The 18,680-nt window shown below is 48.5% G+C and carries 17 protein-coding genes and 1 tRNA gene; 8 read left to right on the top strand and 10 right to left on the bottom strand.

Annotated elements, in window-relative coordinates:
• Positions 1-14: 14 nt before the first annotated feature.
• Positions 15-1,640, top strand: a complete 1,626-nt coding sequence (pruA, locus tag EYB58_RS06815; protein WP_111953824.1) for an L-glutamate gamma-semialdehyde dehydrogenase — start codon at positions 15-17, stop codon at positions 1,638-1,640.
• A 228-nt stretch (positions 1,641-1,868) separates the two neighbouring features.
• Here the strand turns inward: pruA and EYB58_RS06810 are convergent, their stop codons facing one another.
• A complete protein-coding gene (locus tag EYB58_RS06810) occupies positions 1,869-2,030 on the bottom strand; it encodes a YqaE/Pmp3 family membrane protein (protein WP_111953826.1) in 162 nt (53 codons plus the stop codon).
• Positions 2,031-2,264: 234 nt separating this feature from the next.
• Between EYB58_RS06810 and EYB58_RS06805 the strand changes: the two genes are divergently transcribed.
• From EYB58_RS06805 to serB, 6 genes are all read left to right on the top strand, one after another.
• Complete coding sequence (locus tag EYB58_RS06805) at positions 2,265-2,774, top strand: FKBP-type peptidyl-prolyl cis-trans isomerase (protein ID WP_111953828.1); 510 nt, start codon at positions 2,265-2,267, stop codon at positions 2,772-2,774.
• Between the two features lie 28 nt (positions 2,775-2,802).
• On the top strand, positions 2,803-3,378 hold the full coding sequence (locus tag EYB58_RS06800; RefSeq protein ID WP_111953830.1) for a response regulator: 576 nt from the start codon (positions 2,803-2,805) through the stop codon (positions 3,376-3,378).
• Positions 3,379-3,665: 287 nt separating this feature from the next.
• Positions 3,666-4,439, top strand: coding sequence for a class I SAM-dependent methyltransferase (locus EYB58_RS06795; protein ID WP_111953832.1), 774 nt, complete (start codon positions 3,666-3,668; stop codon positions 4,437-4,439).
• Positions 4,436-5,458, top strand: coding sequence for an AmmeMemoRadiSam system radical SAM enzyme (gene amrS, locus EYB58_RS06790; protein ID WP_111953834.1), 1,023 nt, complete (start codon positions 4,436-4,438; stop codon positions 5,456-5,458). Before EYB58_RS06795 ends, amrS begins: the two co-directional genes overlap by 4 nt.
• A 13-nt stretch (positions 5,459-5,471) precedes the next feature.
• Entirely contained in the window at positions 5,472-6,860 is a 1,389-nt protein-coding gene (locus tag EYB58_RS06785) for a CCA tRNA nucleotidyltransferase (RefSeq protein WP_111953836.1), read from the top strand.
• Positions 6,861-6,937: 77 nt separating this feature from the next.
• Positions 6,938-8,167 carry a phosphoserine phosphatase SerB gene (gene serB, locus EYB58_RS06780; protein WP_111953838.1) on the top strand — a complete coding sequence of 410 codons (1,230 nt, stop codon included), beginning with the start codon at positions 6,938-6,940 and terminating at the stop codon, positions 8,165-8,167.
• A gap of 153 nt (positions 8,168-8,320) precedes the next feature.
• Here serB and EYB58_RS06775 read toward each other — a convergent pair whose 3' ends face one another.
• The 4 genes from EYB58_RS06775 to queD all read right to left on the bottom strand — a co-directional run bounded on the left by EYB58_RS06775 (position 8,321) and on the right by queD (position 11,915).
• Positions 8,321-9,784, bottom strand: coding sequence for a catalase (locus tag EYB58_RS06775; protein WP_111953840.1), 1,464 nt, complete (start codon positions 9,782-9,784; stop codon positions 8,321-8,323).
• A gap of 370 nt (positions 9,785-10,154) precedes the next feature.
• Positions 10,155-10,886, bottom strand: a complete 732-nt coding sequence (gene queC / locus EYB58_RS06770; protein WP_111953842.1) for a 7-cyano-7-deazaguanine synthase QueC — start codon at positions 10,884-10,886, stop codon at positions 10,155-10,157.
• A 3-nt stretch (positions 10,887-10,889) separates the two neighbouring features.
• A complete protein-coding gene (locus EYB58_RS06765) occupies positions 10,890-11,534 on the bottom strand; it encodes a 7-carboxy-7-deazaguanine synthase QueE (RefSeq protein ID WP_111953844.1) in 645 nt (214 codons plus the stop codon).
• Positions 11,535-11,915 carry a 6-carboxytetrahydropterin synthase QueD gene (gene queD / locus EYB58_RS06760; RefSeq protein WP_111953846.1) on the bottom strand — a complete coding sequence of 127 codons (381 nt, stop codon included), beginning with the start codon at positions 11,913-11,915 and terminating at the stop codon, positions 11,535-11,537.
• 177 nt (positions 11,916-12,092) lie between these two features.
• On the opposite strand from queD, the gene mmuM reads away from it, so the two are divergent.
• Positions 12,093-13,031 (top strand): homocysteine S-methyltransferase, encoded by a 939-nt coding sequence (gene mmuM / locus EYB58_RS06755; RefSeq protein ID WP_111953848.1) that lies wholly within the window; start codon positions 12,093-12,095, stop codon positions 13,029-13,031.
• A 48-nt stretch (positions 13,032-13,079) separates the two neighbouring features.
• On the opposite strand, the gene EYB58_RS06750 is transcribed toward mmuM, so the two are convergent.
• The 5 genes from EYB58_RS06750 to mnmG form a co-directional block, all read right to left on the bottom strand.
• Positions 13,080-13,156, bottom strand: a tRNA-Met gene (locus EYB58_RS06750).
• 104 nt (positions 13,157-13,260) lie between these two features.
• Positions 13,261-15,009 carry a DUF3426 domain-containing protein gene (locus tag EYB58_RS06745; RefSeq protein WP_111953850.1) on the bottom strand — a complete coding sequence of 583 codons (1,749 nt, stop codon included), beginning with the start codon at positions 15,007-15,009 and terminating at the stop codon, positions 13,261-13,263.
• A 115-nt stretch (positions 15,010-15,124) separates the two neighbouring features.
• Entirely contained in the window at positions 15,125-15,640 is a 516-nt protein-coding gene (hpt, locus tag EYB58_RS06740) for a hypoxanthine phosphoribosyltransferase (protein WP_111953852.1), read from the bottom strand.
• Between the two features lie 6 nt (positions 15,641-15,646).
• A complete protein-coding gene (locus tag EYB58_RS06735) occupies positions 15,647-16,606 on the bottom strand; it encodes a DnaJ C-terminal domain-containing protein (protein WP_111953854.1) in 960 nt (319 codons plus the stop codon).
• 112 nt (positions 16,607-16,718) lie between these two features.
• Positions 16,719-18,602 (bottom strand): tRNA uridine-5-carboxymethylaminomethyl(34) synthesis enzyme MnmG, encoded by a 1,884-nt coding sequence (mnmG, locus tag EYB58_RS06730; RefSeq protein ID WP_111953856.1) that lies wholly within the window; start codon positions 18,600-18,602, stop codon positions 16,719-16,721.
• Positions 18,603-18,680: the final 78 nt, after the last annotated feature.

Raw genomic sequence — 18,680 nt, 5'->3', positions numbered from 1 at the left:
AAAGGAGTTATAAAATGGCAAACAGCATATTTACCATCCCCCAACCCTACAATGAACCTGTCAAGATGTATGCACCGGGCAGCCCGGAACGTGGGGCATTGTCCGCAGAGCTTGGCCGTCAGATGGCAGGCCAGGTTGAAATTCCGGTGATTGTCAACGGTGAAGAGATTAAAACCGGTGATGTCCGTGATGTGGTCTGTCCCCATGACCACGGTCATGTGCTGGGTAAAGTGCATATGGCGGGCGAGAAAGAAATCAAGGCGGCTGTGGACGCAGCCCTTTCTGCGAAAGCGGCCTGGGAGACCATGGACTGGCAAGAGCGTGCGGCAGTTTTTTTGAAAACGGCGGATTTGATCTCCCAGAAATATTCGGCCAAAATTAATGCGGCTACCATGCTGGGTCAGTCAAAAAACGCCTTCCAGGCCGAAATTGACGCCACCTGCGAGCTGGTGGATTTTTTGCGCTTCAATGTCACCTATATGGAAGAAATTTACGCCAACCAGCCGTTTAGCGAAAAAGGCGTTTACAATCGACTGGAATACTGTCCCCTGGAAGGATTTGTTTTTGCGCTGACCCCGTTTAATTTTACCGCAATTGCCGGCAATTTACCCACCTCGCCTGCCATGATGGGCAACACGGTTGTGTGGAAACCTTCCACCACGGCTGTTCTGTCCAACTACTATGTGATGCAGATCCTTAAGGAAGCAGGGCTTCCCCCTGGCGTTATCAACTTCATCCCGGGCTACGGTTCACAGACCGGTGATATTCTGTTTACCCATAAATATTTTGCTGGCATGCACTTCACTGGCTCCACTGCAGTCTTCCAGAATCTTTGGAAAAAAGCGGCTGAAAACATTGAAACCTACATTTCTTATCCAAGGATCGTGGGTGAAACCGGCGGTAAGGACTACATCTTTGCCCATGCCAGCGCTGATGTTGATGCGCTTGTCACAGGCATCATCCGGGGTGCCTTTGAGTTCCAGGGCCAGAAATGCTCTGCATGCTCCCGCCTCTATGTACCGGCCTCCCTGTGGCCTGCGGTCCAGGATCAGCTTAAAGAAAAAATAGCTGAAATCAAGGTGGGTCCGGTGACTGATTTCACAAACTTTGTGAATGCCGTGATTGATGAAAAATCATTTGACAACATCGACGCTTACATTTCACGGGCACAGGAATCTTCCGATGCTGAAGTGATCATCGGCGGTCAGCGGGACAAGTCCAAGGGCTATTTTGTTCACCCCACCGTGATCCAGGCCAAAACACCGGATTACGAATCCATGGTCGAAGAAATTTTTGGACCGGTTCTCACGGTTTATATATATGAGGATAAAGACTTTGACGCGACCCTGGACATTCTGGACAATACAAGCCCATATGCTTTGACCGGCGCTGTTTTTGCCATGGACCGCGAAGTGATCAATGCTCTGATGGCCCGGTTGACCCACACCGCCGGAAACTTTTATATCAATGATAAGCCCACCGGCGCCGTGGTTGGTCAGCAGCCCTTTGGCGGAGCCCGTAAGAGCGGCACCAACGATAAAGCAGGGTCCTATCTGAACCTGATTCGCTGGGCATCATCCCGGACCATCAAGGAAACCCTGGTTCCCCCCGTAAATTACGCCTATCCGTTCATGGGATAATAATCAATGATCAAACAAAGCCTTAATTGAATATAAAAGGGCAGATGCCGATGTTACCCGCTGCCTGCCCTTTTAAATGAAAATGCCCTATCAGCCACAATCTGTCATTTTTGCGAAAAATTCGCCTGGATGGAAGGCACAAAAAAAATTTCAATCGGAGCAATTTGATGGTTGTGAGGATTAATATTTTTTTTGCAGCGCCGCAGGCGGCGGAATTTTCTGCAAAAATTATTTATTTTTGGCGATTACCCAGATGGCATGAACAATACCTGGAATGTAGCCAAGAATGGTTAAAAGAATATTCAACCAGAAGTGCTTTCCAATGCCGACCTGGAGAAACACACCCACCGGTGGAAGAATAATGGCTGCAATAATTTTCAAAAGTTCCATGTTACTATCCTTATCTTAATTTTAGTAATTTCTGTCTGACCATACCATATTTCATTCAACAGAATAATATCAAATTTTAAAATACTTTTGGACATCTTTTCGTTTTTCCCCTATAATTTCAGCTCATTTTGTTTAAACCATCCTTAAAAAGAGGATGGTTAAATTTTTTCGGGCAAAAGTTCCGGAAAGCCAACGTAACAGTCGGAACCGCCACCGACTGGAAGGAAAAGACTTATGAGCGAAGCAATTAAATCAGGGGATACCATTGCCGTGGATTATACGGGAAAACTTGAAAGCGGGGACGTGTTTGACTCTTCCGAAGGCAGACAGCCACTGACTTTCACCGTTGATACAGGCATGCTGATCAAAGGCTTTGACCAGGCCGTCATCGGCATGAAAAAAGGGGAATCAAAAACCGTAACCATTCCGCCTGAAATGGGATACGGCCCAAGAGATGAGAAGGCCATGGTGGAGATCCCAAGGGAGCAGTTCCCCCCGGAGATGGAACTGAAAGAAGGTCTTGATCTTCAACTCCAGAATCCGGCAGGTCAGCCGGTTCCTGCGCGGGTGGCAGGTGTAAATGAGACAAGTGTGACCATGGACGTAAACCATATCCTGGCCGGTAAAACCCTTGTTTTTGATATCACCATTGCTGAAACCGGGCTGGAACCTCCGGCAAGCAGCTGTGGAACCAAAGGCGGGGGCTGCGATTCGGGCTGCTGCGGAAACTGCAGCTGTGATTAATTCATAAAGTTGTTCCTGGAGCATCACGATGGTCAATAAAAATCTCATTTTGACGGTTGATGACAAACCTCAGAATCTTCAGTTCCTTGGGAAGTTGCTTTCTAATAACGGATATGAAGTTGCCATGGCCCAAAGTGGGCCCCAGGCCCTGACGTTTGTAAAATCCGAATTTCCGGATCTCATCCTCCTAGATGTCATGATGCCGGAGATGGATGGGTATGAGGTCTGTGAAAAGTTGAGGGCTGAATTTCCCACACACCAGATTCCGGTGATTTTTTTAACGGCCAAGTCTGATGCCCAGGATATTTTAAAGGGATTTGATGTGGGCGGGGTTGATTATGTAACAAAACCCTTTCATTCGGCTGAACTTCTGGCCCGCATTAAAACCCATATTGAACTTAAAACCCTGCGCGGCCTTTTGCCCATGTGTTCACATTGCAAAAAAATCCGGGATGATAAGGGGTTCTGGAATGATGTGGACAGCTATTTTGAGACCCATTCTAATCTGACGTTTACCCACGGCCTGTGCCCCGCATGCATGGACAAGTTATATAAGGGGTATGACTGGTATAACAAAAGGAAACGGTCTGACACCCACGAATAAGGACTTGGGAAAATAATTCCTTGATTTTGTCTGTTTTTCGAAGCCCCTAAGGACCGCGTTTTTTACGGTCTGTCCGTTATCCCACCTGCCATAGTAAGTCCCAATTCATTGTTGTCCGCCTATAATTTTTTTTACAGTCCGGGTCTTGTCTGTTTTTTTACGGGTTTGATTGCTTTTTCCCGGGAGTGCGTTATGTTAATATCGTTAATTTAAGATCAAAGAGAAAAAGGGTAGGTTTTGTAACCTGACCATTGGACATTAACCCCTTTGGAGCAAGAGACCTGAGCATGGCATATGAATTTGATTTCAAGGCGGCCCAGGACTATGATGCCTTTTTTGAAAAAGGCCGGGGCAGACATTGCCTTGAACTTGAAATCAAACTGATCAGCTCCCTGATTCACCCCATGCCCGGAAAGCGTTTGCTGGACATTGGCTGCGGTACGGGATTAAGTCTTGAACCTTTTGTGGATCTGGGCATGAGCCTGACCGGTATTGACCCTTCCGCATATATGCTGGACAAGGCTGCTGAACGGTTTGGTCATCGCGTTGATCTGCATCGGGGGACAGCCGAAGATCTGCCCTTTGACGATAATTCGTTTGATACCGCATTACTGTTTTTCAGTCTTGAATTTTCAGACCGGCCGGCTAAGGCCATTGAAGAGGCCTGTCGGGTGGCCCGGGAACAGGTGGTCATCGGCGTCCATAACCGGTATGCCCTCCAGAATATGGCCCGTCGGTTCAAAGGTTTTTTTTCCCCGGATATGTACAGCTGTTCCCGTTTTTTTAGTGTGTGGGAGTTGAAAACCATGATGACCTCAATCTTGGGAAAAGTGCCTGTAAAATGGCGGACAACCCTACAGTTCCCGTTTTTGTCCGGGAGCCTGGTCTCAAGTGTGGAATGTCTTCGCCTGATCCAGTGGTCCTACTGGGGCGGATTCATTGGCATGCGGATCAAGCCCGTGCCTAAGTTTCGCACCCGGCCCATGGCTTTAAAACCCCGGAATCGTAAAATCAATGAGCCGGCCACAGGCCTGGCGTTAGGATTCAAGGTAAAAGAATGATACGTGCCCGTCTTTATGAAACACTGTCCGATCATGCAGTAAAATGTCTGGCCTGTAACCATTATTGCACGATTACACCGGGACATACCGGCGTGTGTGGTGTCCGGGAGAACCGGGATGGTCAGCTTTTTTCCCTGGTGTACGACCGGGTGGTGGCGGCCAATGTGGACCCCATTGAGAAAAAACCCATTTTTCATTTCAAACCCGGCTCCCTCTCTTATTCCATTGGCACGCCCGGGTGCAATTTTAAGTGCCGGTTCTGCCAGAACGCCGATATTTCCCAGGTCCGTGACCAGGGGGCAGACCCTTTTTCAGGTCGCCTTGCCGGCAAAGCAATGACGCCCGAAGCGATTGTGGCAAAGGCTGTGGAACAAGGATGCCAAAGTATTGCCTATACTTATACCGAACCCACGGTTTTTTTTGAACTGGTTTTGGATACAGCCATGCTGGCAAAGGATGCAGGGCTTGCCAATATTTTTGTTACCAACGGATTTATGAGCCCTAAACTGCTGCAGGCCTCCGCTGCAGTGATAGATGTAGCCAACGTGGATCTTAAATCTTTCTCTAATGAATTTTACACCCGGTATTGTAACGGTCGCCTGGAACCGGTTAAGCAAACATTGAAGAGCATGGTGGATTTAGGCCTCATGGTAGAGGTCACCACCCTGATAATCCCGGGACTCAATGACGATCCCAACGAACTTAAGCAAATGGCGTCCTTCATTGCCGGGGAATTGGGGCCTTCGACCCCCTGGCACTTATCTCGGTTTCACCCGACATACCAGCTGACCCAGATTGGGCCGACACCTGTGGAGACCCTTGAAAAAGCCTGCGACATTGCACTTTCAGCCGGACTTGTTCATGTGTACACCGGCAATGTAACCGGCGCCAGGGAAAATACCTACTGTCCAGACTGCGGTCAGATTGTTATCAAAAGAGTTGGCTATTCAGTGGAAAATCTTTTAACCCAGACCAATAAATGCCCCGGGTGCGGTTCGCCTGTGTCCGGGATTTATTAAAAAAATATTTTGCATGCGTTCAATTGCCGATATCCTGAACACTATCCAGGCGCGGAATCCCGTTTCCCCTATCCTTGAAACCCTTTGGACCGAAGGTTTTCAAGCCTTTTTGGCCGGTGGGGTTGTCCGAGACGCCTTTCTGGGTATCTCACCCGAGGATGTGGATATCCTGACCAATGCCTTGCCCGAAGATCTGGCCCGGCTGTTTGCCGACCAGAATCCGAAATATGTGGGAAAATCTTTTGCCGTGACCCTGGTCAACAAGGTGGAGGTGGCAACCTGCAGGCCCGCAGATAAAAAGGCTGTGGATGCAGGTCATACCTTTCCGGCCACAGACCTTGGCCGCCGGGATCTCACCATCAACAGCATGGCCTGGGATCCCGAAACCAGGACCCTGGCAGACCCCTTTGGCGGGCAGGCGGACATTGAACATAAAACGATTCGGTTCACCCGGGATCCCTTTGACCGAATTGAAGAAGACCCCGTGCGCATGGTCAGGGCCTGCCGGTTTGCTGCCCGTTTCGGGTTCAAAATTGAACCGGACGCCTTTAATGCCATCCGTACCCGGGCCCATAAAATTATGACCCAAGGAACCGCAGACCGGATTCAACGGGAAGTTGTCAAGGCCATGGGCATGGACAAGCCCTCGAGATTTTTTCTTTTGCTTCATGATACAGGCCTTTTGGCCCGCATTCTACCAAGTCTTGATCGGTGCTACGATCTGGATGGCGGTCCCAACCATGGTGAAACCGTATTTGAGCATAATCTTCTGGTGGGTGATGCCCTGCCGGCATGCATGCCCATACTCCGGCTGGCAGGATTTCTCCATGACACAGGGAAAATGGATGCACGGGAAATCAAGGAGGGCCGAAACACTTTTCCGGGACATCAGAAATGCACCCGGGCCATGATGGCAGACCTTGAGCGTCTTCGATTTTCCAGAAAGGACATGGACCATATCCACGCCCTGGTCCGGGGGCACATGCGTCCTCTAAAAGCAGATACTTCCCCGAAAGCGGTACGCAGGCTCCTGGCCATGCTGGATGATCTAAATCTGACCTACCAGGATTTTTTGCGCATGCGCATTGCCGACAAAAAAGGCAATCTGAATCCGGTCAAAAAGCCATACTCCCTTGGGGATATCCGCCTGCGTCTGGGCAAAATCCTGAACGCCATTAATGAGAAGACGCCATTTAATATGAATGACCTTGCCATTTCAGGCAGGGACATCCAGGACATTCTGGGCCTGCCCCAGGGTCCGGCCATTGGAAAAGTTAAAGCTTTTTTATTTGAGCAAGTGCTGGAGGATCCCTCCCTTAATCAAAAAAAGACCCTGGAAAATCTGGTCCGGCAGATGAGCCAAAAGCACTTTACAGATTCGGATGGCAAGGCTATAAAATAGACCCGGCAGCGCATGGTACCAGTATTGAATGCGGGATACCTTTAAAGATCAATTACCAAATTCATAGGGGATATATTATGGGGGATATTGTTCTGATCAGCATTACGGGCAAAGACCAGAAAGGTCTTACCGCCCGAATTTCAACCATCCTTGCCCAGTATCGGGTAAGCATTCTGGATATTGGTCAAGCTGTAATTCATGAACATATCTCTTTGGGCATGCTGGTGGATATTCCATGTCCCCAGGATTTTTCCCTGATGTTCAAGGATTTGATTTTTGAAGGACATAAGATGGGGCTGGCCGTGGATGTTGTGCCTGTGGATCCGAATGAATACGAAGCCTGGGTCCAGACCCAGGATAAGGAGCGCAGGATTATTACGGTCATGGGCCGGGATATCACCACAGCCCAGATTTCGGCTGTCTCCTCCGTGATTACCGATCATACGCTTAACATTGACTCCATTACCCGTATGTCCGGCCGCAGATCCCTGAAAAGACCGTTAGAACCACCTATGGCCTGTATCCAGTTCGCTGTGTCCGGCACACCCAGAAGCATCCCCGAAATGAAGGGCCGGTTCATTCACATCTCCCAGGATCTGGGCATTGATATATCCTTTCATGAGGACAACATCTACCGTAAAAACCGTAAGCTTGTTGTGTTTGATATGGATTCCACATTAATCCAGGCTGAGGTGATTGATGAACTGGCAAAACTGGCCGGTGTCGGCGATCAGGTAGCCCAAATCACCGAATCTGCCATGCGCGGAGAAATTGATTTCAAGGAGAGTTTTAGACGGCGTGTGGCCCTGCTTAAAGGATTAAAGGAAAAGGATATCAAGGGCCTTGCCCGGACCCTGCCCCTGACCGACGGGGCCGGTCTCGTTACCCGGACCCTGAAGGGACTGGGCTACAAGCTTGCCATCCTTTCCGGCGGTTTTACCTTTGTGGGTAATTATCTTAAAGAGATCCTGGGGTTTGATTATGTATTTGCCAATACCCTTGAAATAGAGAACGGAGAAGTCACAGGCCGGGTTTCCGGCGAAATTGTGGATGGCCAGAAAAAGGCAGAACTTTTACGTGAGCTTGCAAAAAAAGAAAATCTGTCCATCCAGCAGACCATTGCCGTGGGTGACGGAGCCAATGACCTGCCCATGATTTCCATTGCCGGACTCGGTGTGGCCTTTAACGCCAAGCCCATTGTCCGGGAAAAAGCGGCCAATACCATTTCCACCATGGGCCTGGATGGTCTTTTGTTCCTGCTGGGAATACATGAACGCGAGATTCCTGACCCGGATAGCATCAAATAAAACCATAGCTGGTTTTATTTGATAATACTGGAAGTTAGACTTGTTTTGGTTTTCCTGTGAGTAACGAAAAAAATACCGGCTGGTAAAAGCTGCATAGCTAGTTGATACAGCTTTTACCATTCCGATTTGATGCGGTTGCTATCTTATATATTTTTACTTTGGAACTTTGCTCAGCGAAATGTCCAGTGCCTTAGCCACCCCCTCGCCATAGGCCGGGTCAGCCTTCAGGCAGTTTCCGATATGACGGATTTTGATCATCTCCGGCGCATCGTCCATTGCACGGGCGGTGTTGCCAAACAGGACCTCCTGTTGCTCCTTACTCATCAAACGAAAGAGCTTTCCCGGCTGGGTATAGTAATCACTGTCATCCTCGCGGGCGTCCCAGTGGGCTGCTGCACCGCTCAATGCCAGAGGCGGCTCGGAGAAGTCTGGCTGTTCCTGCCATTCATTATAGCTGTTGGGCTCGTAGCTGAGGGTTGAACCATAGTTGCCGTCCACCCGCATTTGGCCGTCGCGGTGGTAACTGTGGAAGGGACAACGGGCTTTATTTACCGGTATGAGGTGATGATTGACACCTAAGCGGTAACGTTGTGTATCGCCATATGAGAAAAGTCTGCCCTGAAGCATTTTGTCAGGTGAGAAGCTGATACCCGGCACCACGTTGGCTGGATTAAAGGCCGCTTGTTCGACCTCGGCAAAATAGTTTTCCGGGTTTTTGTTAAGTTCAAAATAACCCACCTCAATCAGCGGAAAATCCTTCTTGTACCAGACCTTAGTCAAATCAAAAGGATTGTAAGGAAGCTTAGTAGCCTCTTCCTCGGTCATAATCTGGACAAACATGGTCCAGCGTGGGAACTCTCCATTCTCGATACTGTAGTACAGGTCGCGTTGATTGCTTTCACGGCATTTACCGATCACTGCTTCTGCTTCCGAATCTGTGAGGTTTTTGATGCCCTGTTGGGTGCGGAAATGGAATTTGCACCAGTAACGCTCGTTTTGGGCGTTAATAAAGCTGAATGTATGACTGCCGAATCCATGCATATTGCGGAAGCTTGCCGGAATGCCGCGGTCACTCATAACCACTGTCACTTGATGCAATGCCTCGGGTAGGGAAGTCCAAAAATCCCAATTGTTTTTAGCACTGCGGAGGTTGGTACGAGGGTCCCGATGGACGACATGGTTAAGGTCTGAGAATTTGAGCGGGTCTCGTAAAAAAAAGACCGGCGTATTATTCCCCACCATATCCCAGTTGCCTTCTTCGGTATAAAATTTAAGTGCAAAACCGCGAATATCACGTTCTGCGTCTGCAGCACCGCGTTCTCCGGCCACAGTGGAAAAGCGTGCAAACAATTCAGTTTTTTTGCCGATCTCAGAAAAGATTTTTGCGCGGGTGTATTGGGTGATGTCGTGGGTTACGGTGAAAGTGCCATAAGCTCCGGAGCCCTTCGCGTGCATCCGTCGCTCGGGAATAACCTCTCTATCAAAATGAGCCATTTTTTCCAGGTACCAGACATCCTGAAGCAATTGAGGGCCGCGAGGGCCAGCGGTCATGACGTTCTGATTGTCCGGTACCGGAGCCCCAGCATTGGTGGTGAGTTTTTTCTTCTCATCTTTCATTGTCATTCTCCCTTTTAGTCTTTGTTTAGTTAAACGAACAGAGTGCTTATGTCGGTATGGCATGAAAAAAATATATATTATCCAACCATTATATGGGTATATGGAAATGGTTGGCACAAAAACGAAAATTAAGATAATTGGAGAATATCCTGACTACCGCTCAGATGGCAAGAAAGAATTTAATCTCCTGAATTTTGATGTTTACATGATGTTATTTTAATGCAGGTCCCAATGGTTTTGAAGGTGGATTAAAAAATAAAAAATATATGGGTATCGCTCATACCAGTCGTGCCACTGCCCAAAAAGAATTGGCTGATCTGGTTCAAAAAATGATCCTGGTTCGGTTTCCGGGTGGGGGAAGAAGCACAAGCTATGATTTTAATTGGAGCAAATTCGAATAACTTTGTGGATCTCTAATGTAGGGGGTCGGATCAGGGAGACCAGCCTCAGTAAATCCTTTTTTGCGGTGCAGACATGAGTCGCATCTGCCGCAGGAGCGTCCTTGGCTGTCCGGATCATAGCAGGAAATGGTCAGGCTGTAATCCACGCCTAAACCATGTCCGGTTGTGATTATTTCGGATTTTGACATTTGGATCAAAGGGGTTTCAATGGTCAAAACAGTTTGTTTTGTTATCCCGGTTTTTGTGGCAAGGTTGGCCATGGTCTGGAAAGCTTCAATGAATTGGGGCCTGCAATCCGGGTATCCTGAATAATCCACGGCTGTGACGCCGATAAAAATGGCTTCGGCTTTAAGCACCTCGGCCCAGGCCATGGCATAGGATAAAAAGATGGTGTTCCTGGCCGGTACATAGGTGACAGGAATTTGGGTTTGGTCAATCTGCGACACGCTTTCGTGTTTGGGCACGGCAATGTCGTCGGTGAGCGCAGAACCGCCGAACTGGCGCAGATCAATGTCCACGATTTTATGCATAACGGCTCCCATGTGGCAAGCCACTTTCTTTGCGCATTCCAACTCCACGCTGTGGCGCTGACCGTAGCTGAAGCTTAAACTGTAAATATTGTGCCCCCTGTCCCTGGCAATGGCCATGGCTGTGGTGGAATCAATACCGCCAGATGAAAGAACAACCGCTTTTTTTGTCATGGGTTATACTCCTCTTAAATCCGGATCCCAGATGATTTTGTGTTGTTGGAGAGACAGTCTTGCACCCAGCCTGTCTTCTAATATCCATGCCGCCAGGTCCGAAAGCTCAATCCGGCCAAAAACCGGGCAGATGTGGATATTTTCTATCGGATGGCTCACAAGGCGCGTTTTAATGATGGATGCGGCATATTCATAGTCCTGCCTTGAACCCACCACGAATTTGATTTCATCCCGGGATGTCATGTGTTTGAAGTTGTCGAAAAGAAATGACCCGGCTTCACCGGATAAGGGGCACTTGACATCCATGATTCGGATACAGGCGGGATCTACAGGTGCAATGCTTAAACTTCCATTGGTCTCCAGCAGCACCTGAAATCCTTTTTCCAGAAGTGCGGATATCAATGCAGGCGTCTGGGACTGAATCAAGGGCTCTCCGCCGGTAATTTCAACCATGGGGCATTCAAAGGCAGACACCTGGTCCACGATCTGATTTAGGGTCATGGAAACGGATTGTGTCGCGGCATAGGTGGTGTCGCACCAGGAACAGGACAGGTTGCACCCGGACAGCCGGACAAACACGCAGGCAAGGCCCGCCCGGGTAGATTCTCCTTGCAGGCTGTAAAAAATCTCGCAGATGTTCAGGGGCACTTATATCTCCTGGTAGGATGATCCGCAGCCCGGACTTTCAAATACCATAATTTTTTGGACCTTGATGAATTCGGTGTTCAGACGCCTGGACAGTTCCGAGTAGAGAAATTTGGCCAAATTTTCAGCCGTGGGATTGATTGATCCAAATTCGGCAACCTCATTAAGATTGGTGTGATCCAGTTTGCTTAAAACATCCTTGACCACACCTTTGACATCCCTAAAATCTATGCCCATGCCCAACTGATTGAGTTTGGTGCAGCGTATGTGCGCTTCAATAACCCAATTATGGCCGTGCAGATTTGAGCAGTTGCCATCATAGCCCCTCAGGGAATGGGCTGCTGCAAAATGGTCTTGGACACAAATGTCATATATGCCTGGCATAGGTACTCCCATTTTAAAAAAAATAGCCTGTCAATTTGACAAATCTATCATAAATTTGGGTCTGAATCAAAAATGTCAAGGCGATTAAATTTATACTTTTCAAATTTTTCCATGGATTTCATACGCTTTGGATGTAAATTATTAAAATAATAAAAAGAGCAGGAGGGAAAAAATACTATGGCTGATGTTATCCGCGCATATCTGAAACAGAAGAAATATCTGATCATTGACGGGGCGCTTGGCACGGAGCTTGAGCGCCGGGGGTGCAATCTTGATGATCCGCTCTGGTCGGCCCGGCTTCTGGCAGACAATCCTGAGATGATTGCGGCAGTTCATACCGACTATCTTCATGCCGGTGCGGATTGTCTGATCACCGCAAGTTACCAGGCCACTTTCCAGGGCCTAGCACGCCATGGCTTCACCCATGAACAGGCCCAAAAGCTTATCCAATCTGCTGTTATATTGGCAAAAACTGTGGTGAATGCGTTTTGGGCTGATCCAGCCAACCGGGTCAATCGACTGAAACCCCTGGTGGGGGCATCGGTAGGTCCCTACGGAGCCTTTCTAACGAACCGGTCGGAATACACCGGCAATTACGGCATAAGTGAAGATGACCTGGTTGTTTTTCACAAAGAAAGATTGAAAACACTGGTTTCAGCCGGGCCAGATTTTCTGGCCTGTGAAACCCTGCCCTGCTTTGCCGAAGCCAGAGTTCTTGTCCGGTTACTGGAGAATTTGGATATGATTCCGGCCTGGTTCAGCTTCAGTGCAAGGGACGGACAGCACATCAATAGCGGAGAGGCAGTCCGGGACTGCGCCCAATGGCTGGATGACAAACCCTGTGTGGCTGCCATGGGTATCAACTGCACAGATCCGGTTCATGTGGTGTCTCTTGTAAAAGAAATCCGGTCCGTAACCGACAAACCTGTGGTGGTATACCCCAATAAAGGCGAGCAGTATAATAACTTGACCAAATCATGGGCCCCAAAGCCGGGTCGGCCCTCCTTTGGTGAAATGGCGACTCAATGGGCAAAAAATGGGGCTAGGCTCATCGGGGGATGCTGTCATACAACGCCGGACGATATTTGTCAGCTTGCTGTGGCTCTAAAATCATAGGGGTGAGAAATCAAAAAAGCCCCTGCGGACAGGGGCCATTGTAGATGCTGGTAGCGACGCAGGGAATTGAACCCCGGACACTGCGGATATGAGCCGCATGCTCTGACCATCTGAGCTACGTCGCCACAAAAAACCTGGAATAAATAGCACAATGTTAAAGGGCGTGTCAAATAAAATTTTTGATTTATTTTAATATAATTGTCCTTAATATGAATTAATCGTGGCAACTTTATTCTTGAGCAGGCTCAAATCCCTCTACCGCCACGGTGAAATTGGACAGATCCTCGGGCAGATTGGAAAAAACCAGCATAAACATGACCGAAGCGCCGGGCTTGATATTGACATTGGTATTCTGATTCCCTTGTTTTACACCCATCTGCTTGGCTATATCCGAGATATTGCCGGACTTAAGTGTTTCTTCGGGAATTATATTTCCGCAATAGGCGATCAGCGTTTCTGCTTTGGTGTTGTCCTTTTTCATCAAGGTCCCTTTGACCTGGAGGTAGCTGACGGCAGTATTGGACGGATTTTTAATTCTGCCTGTGATAATGAACAGGTCCCCTGCGCTTTTATTGGAAACAAACCGGCCATCAATACTGGGTTCGTCCAGTACTGGGTTCAGTGGCGGCTGGGGCGCCTGTTTGGGCTCAAGCCACTGGGTAATAACGGGAATCTGAATGTCGGACACCACCGGAATAGTTACACCAAGACGAATGATTGCCACATAGGCAGCCAGGATCAGCAGCACCAGCACCAACAGAATTTTAACTGCCAGGCTTCCCCTTTTTTCCTTTTTTGTGCTTCGTTTCTGGCGGACACTTTGTGCGGACGGTATGATCAAGGCCTCTTGTTCTGTCTGTGCCTCTGTGATGGTTTCGATTTCCTCATCCCTCAAGGTCTGCGGGGGGACAGGTGAAGGTATGTTGTCTTCCTCTCCGGGGTCCGGAACGGTTATACCCGTGTCTTCCGGTTCGATCTCCTGTTCCAGTACCTTGTCATATTCAGCAAATTTATCCTGCTCTGAGGCAGTTTGTTCACTCTTTTCGTCCGCATTCTGGTCATCCGGTTCTTCATCGTCGTCATCAGATTCAAGCATGATGTCATCTGCAGGTAAACCGTCATTTTTTATATCCGGTTGCCCTTCAATTATGTCGCCCTGCTCTTGGACGTCAATCAGGTCGTCTTCGGGTTCGAGGGATAACTCCAGATCGTCGTCATCTTCAATAATAAGATCTGCTTGGGGATCGTCTTCAAATTCAAGTCCCGGATCATCATCCTGTTTTGTATCCAGTTCAAGGTCATCAATGGACGATGCCTCTACGGCTGGGTCATCCATATCAAAAGACAGCTCTTCCAGCTCCAGCTCAAGGTCTGCGCTGTCATCCTGGTCAAAACTGATTTCAATATCAGTCGTATCTGAATCTGCGGGCATTGATGCCGGTTCAGAAGATATTTCATTTTCAGTTTCTTCAAATTCAAATTCAAATTCCTGGGTGTCCTGTTTAAGACCATCATCCTGGAAATCCAGTTCCGGCTCCTCTATCTCAAATTCAGCAGTTTCGAAATCAAGACCGTCTTCGTAAAAATCCGTGGATGGGTCTTCAGTGTCAATGTCCTGGTCCTGAAAATTTGTTGCTTCTGTGTCTGCCTGACGTTCCGATGGCTTTTGTTCAAATTCCTGCTCATCGAATTCAATTCCGGAGAAATCAATATCCGTATCTTCCAGGTCAGCGTTCTGGCTGTGCGAATCGCTGTCCATATTGAAATCGTCATCTTGTGATGCGTTAAAGTCTAATTGGTTTTGGATCTCTTGTTCTTCAGGATTCGACTGCTCAGAGAGCTCAATTTCTGGATGGTCCGGTGGAAAGGCTGTAAAAACATGCCGGCACTTACCGCATCTGACCTTTGATCCCTCAGGCTTAATCAGGGCGTCGTCAAGGACAAATTGGGTTGAACACTTTTCGCAGGTAATTATCATTGGGCATCCCCTTAATTTGAATAACGGCCATGGCCGAACAGGTCTTTCACCGAGGTCAGGCCACAACAAGTCATGAAAGAAACTAAGCGCTTAATTTCTTTCATATAAATTCATTTTATAATTTTAAATCAAAGATCGCCGGTAGGTTTCTGTATTTTTCATTGTAGTCCAGCCCATAACCTACGATAAACCCCTCATCAAGGCAGAAACATGAATAATCCATATTGATTTGTTTTTCCCGGCGTTCGTTTTTATCTATCAGCGCACATGTTTTTATGGACCGAGGATTTAACAATTGTATGGATTCGATAATCCTGGCAAGGGTCTGGCCTGTGTCCACGATATCTTCCACCAGCAGCACATCACGTCCTTTAAGTTCAAGGTCGGGTTGTTTTGTAAACACGATCTGTCCGGTAGATGACGTGCCTTCGTACGATGATGCACCCACCAGATCAATTTCATGCTCAATGGTGATCTGCCGGACAAGATCGGCCAGAAAGACAAAAGATCCCTTGAGAACCCCTACAACCACGAGATCAAGACCTTTATAATCCAGGGTAATTCTTTGTCCGACCTCCCGGACTTTTTCCTTGATTTCCTGTTGGGAAATCAAGGGGATGAGTTCAGGCATGTTAAATTATAATCCTGTTTCCTTAAGTTCCTTGATTAATTTCTTCTGTTTGGAGTTTAAATTCTTCGGCATCTCTATATTAATCACAACATAGAGATCTCCGCAACCATTTCCTTTCATATGGGGAATTCCCATGCCCGACAAACGCATTTTTGCCTTGTGTCCGGTCCCTGGCGGCAGGGTCAAATTTATGGTTTTGCCTGAGGGGGTGGTCACCTCAACCTTATCTCCTAAAAGGGCCTGGGTGAGTCCAACACCCCTTGTCATCAGGATATCGTTTCCCTCCAGGGTAATGCCCTGGGGCAGGGAAGGGTTGGATTTGATGTAAAGGTTGCCGGCCGGACCACCGTTTGCGCCGGATTCGCCTTTGCCTGCCAGTCTTATTTTTTTACCCTGGGTCAGGCCTTTGGGGATTTTAACCTCAATGGCTTTGGCTTGCCCGTTCTGCGAAATGGTGATGGTTTTACCGACGCCATTGATTAATTCGTCCAGGGTTAAAGGAATTTCATATTCCAGATCTTTGCCCCTGGTCGGGGATTTGCGACCGTAACCTGCCCCAGGTCCCGCGTTCTGGGAAAAGGGATTGCCCCCCACGCCAGAAAACGAAGACCTTGGACCGCCCTGTTTAAATGAGGAAGAAAAGCCGCCGGACCGGTTGAACCCGCCGCCACCGCCGAAACCAAACTCTTTGAGAATATCGCCCAGGTCAAAGTTTCTGAAAATATCCTCTTGGGAGAACTTTTGCTGGAAGTCGGCAGATCCGTAGGTGTCATACTGTTTTCTTTTTTCAGGATCACTGAGAACCGCGTAAGCTTCTGAAATGCCTTTGAACTTATCTTCCAGAACCTTGTCCCCCTTGGTTTTATCCGGATGGTATTTGAGGGCAAGTTTTCTATAGGCCTTTTTTATGTCAGCGGCTGTCGCAGTTTTATCTATTTCAAGTGTTTTGTAGTAATCTTGCGCCATTTTATATCTTATTCCTTTGCGTTTAGCTGTATGGTTGTTCCTTTAGTACAAATGTGTAATAAAAATAAGGCGCAACCCGTTTAAGTCAAGGGGCGATGGGCTATCCTTTGCATCAATTAGACCGGTTTTGTCTGAATGCGCTGATGGCCACCATAAGAACGGAGATGGCTGCCGGGGTCATGCCGTCAATGCGGGATGCCTGGCCCAGGGATGCCGGGCAGATCCGGTTGAGTTTTTCCCTGATCTCATTGGACAGACCGTGGGCTGCATCAAAGGAAAATTCAAGCGGAATTTTTATCCGTTCCAGATCCTCAAATTTTTTAATTTCATTATACTGACGCCGGATATACCCTTCATATTTGATTTCAATTTCCACCTGCCGGGCTGCGCGGTCCTGGACGGGTTCAGGGACAGGAGCGATCTGTTTTAAAAGATCGTAACTGAGTTCCGCACGTTTGAGCAATTGAGTTAAAGGAACACCTGTATCAATGGGATTGGAGTTGTGCCCGGTAAGAAAGGCATTGGTTTCATCGCTGGGTTTGATCACGATTCGGTTGATCCGTTCAAGTTCTTTTTCCGTGGCGGTCTTGATCCGGGAAACCTCGTCCCAGTGCGCCTTGCTTGTCAGGCCGTATTCATAACCAATTCGGGCTAAACGTAGATCTGCATTGTCTTCCCTGAGCAGCAGCCGGTATTCGGCCCTGGACGTGAACATGCGGTAGGGTTCTTTGGTACCCCGGGTGACAAGGTCATCCACCATAACCCCCATATAAGCCTGGGACCGGTCCAGAATAAAAGGGGGGCGGCCAAGTATTTTTGCCGCGGCATTGGCCCCGGCCCACAACCCCTGGGCCCCGGCTTCTTCATAGCCGGACGTGCCGTTGATCTGCCCGGCCAGGAACAGGCCCTTGATCTTTTTGGTTTCAAGGGCAGGCGTCAGTTCCAAAGGCGACACATAATCGTATTCAATGGCATAGGCCGCCCGCATGATCTGGGCCTGTTCAAGGCCTTTTACCGAGCGTACCACCTGGTATTGGATGCCAAGGGGCAGACTGTTTCCCAGGCCCGAGGCATAAATTTCTTTGGAGTCGATACCTTCATATTCCAGGATTACATGGTGGGAGTCCCGGTCCGGGAATTTTACCACCTTGTCTTCAAAGGATGGGCAGTACCTGGCGGATTGGCCTTTGATCTGTCCACCGTACAGGGCTGAGTACTTCAAATTGTTGCGGATGAGGGCATGGGTGTCCGGGTTGGTTTGACCCATGAAGCTTGGCAGCATGGGGTTTGTCACCTTGGTGGTGGAAAAGGAAAAAGGTTTGATCACTTCGTCTGATCCGTGGACATTGAATTTTGAAAAATCAATGGAATCGGCATGCAGCCGCGGCGGAGTGCCGGTTTTCATCCTGCCCATTTCAAGTTTCATGGCTTCAAGGCTCAGAGCCAGACCCGTGGAAGCAAATTCTCCGGCACGCCCTGCCTGGATTCTGGAGGACCCGATATGGACGGTACCCCGCAGAAAGGTTCCTGTGGTAATAACCACGCAGGAGGAAACATATTCAAATCCGGTATTGTCGGTAATCCCTTTAATTTCATTGTTTTCGATGATCAAAGATTCGACCATGGCCTGCTTAAGATCCAAATTGTCAGCCTTTTCCAGGACATGTTTCATATTTTGTGAATACATGTTCTTGTCATTCTGGGTTCGGGTGGACTGGACAGCCGGACCTTTACGGGTGTTCAGGGTCCGATACTGGATGGCCGAAGAATCTGATACCTTTGCCATCCAGCCGCCCAGGGCATCAATCTCCTTGACCAGCTGGCCTTTGGCCGTCCCGCCGATGGAGGGACTGCAGGGCATGGCTGCAATTTTGTCCATGTCAATGGTGAGCAGCAGGGTGTCACAGCCCATACGGGCCGCAGCCAGGGCCGCTTCGCACCCGGCGTGTCCTGCACCCACCACAATGACATCATATCTGTTTTTGAAAGTATTCATATCATCCTTAACTATTTTTTACAGGGACTAAATATAATGACGACTGGCTATTGGTCAAGCGTTCGCTGCTAATCTTCA

Origin of the sequence: Desulfobacter hydrogenophilus, assembly GCF_004319545.1 — a bacterium.
Lineage (GTDB): Bacteria > Desulfobacterota > Desulfobacteria > Desulfobacterales > Desulfobacteraceae > Desulfobacter > Desulfobacter hydrogenophilus.
Note: the sequence above shows the minus strand (reverse complement) of the source record. Positions and strands in the feature narration are given on the sequence as shown.

Coding starts and splice junctions, on each gene's coding strand:
- pruA (WP_111953824.1), top strand. CDS start 15: ATGGCAAACAGCATATTTACCATCCCCCAACCCTACAATGAACCTGTC.
- EYB58_RS06810 (WP_111953826.1), bottom strand. CDS start 2,030: ATGGAACTTTTGAAAATTATTGCAGCCATTATTCTTCCACCGGTGGGT.
- EYB58_RS06805 (WP_111953828.1), top strand. CDS start 2,265: ATGAGCGAAGCAATTAAATCAGGGGATACCATTGCCGTGGATTATACG.
- EYB58_RS06800 (WP_111953830.1), top strand. CDS start 2,803: ATGGTCAATAAAAATCTCATTTTGACGGTTGATGACAAACCTCAGAAT.
- EYB58_RS06795 (WP_111953832.1), top strand. CDS start 3,666: ATGGCATATGAATTTGATTTCAAGGCGGCCCAGGACTATGATGCCTTT.
- amrS (WP_111953834.1), top strand. CDS start 4,436: ATGATACGTGCCCGTCTTTATGAAACACTGTCCGATCATGCAGTAAAA.
- EYB58_RS06785 (WP_111953836.1), top strand. CDS start 5,472: ATGCGTTCAATTGCCGATATCCTGAACACTATCCAGGCGCGGAATCCC.
- serB (WP_111953838.1), top strand. CDS start 6,938: ATGGGGGATATTGTTCTGATCAGCATTACGGGCAAAGACCAGAAAGGT.
- EYB58_RS06775 (WP_111953840.1), bottom strand. CDS start 9,784: ATGAAAGATGAGAAGAAAAAACTCACCACCAATGCTGGGGCTCCGGTA.
- queC (WP_111953842.1), bottom strand. CDS start 10,886: ATGACAAAAAAAGCGGTTGTTCTTTCATCTGGCGGTATTGATTCCACC.
- queD (WP_111953846.1), bottom strand. CDS start 11,915: ATGCCAGGCATATATGACATTTGTGTCCAAGACCATTTTGCAGCAGCC.
- mmuM (WP_111953848.1), top strand. CDS start 12,093: ATGGCTGATGTTATCCGCGCATATCTGAAACAGAAGAAATATCTGATC.
- EYB58_RS06745 (WP_111953850.1), bottom strand. CDS start 15,009: ATGATAATTACCTGCGAAAAGTGTTCAACCCAATTTGTCCTTGACGAC.
- hpt (WP_111953852.1), bottom strand. CDS start 15,640: ATGCCTGAACTCATCCCCTTGATTTCCCAACAGGAAATCAAGGAAAAA.
- EYB58_RS06735 (WP_111953854.1), bottom strand. CDS start 16,606: ATGGCGCAAGATTACTACAAAACACTTGAAATAGATAAAACTGCGACA.
- mnmG (WP_111953856.1), bottom strand. CDS start 18,602: ATGAATACTTTCAAAAACAGATATGATGTCATTGTGGTGGGTGCAGGA.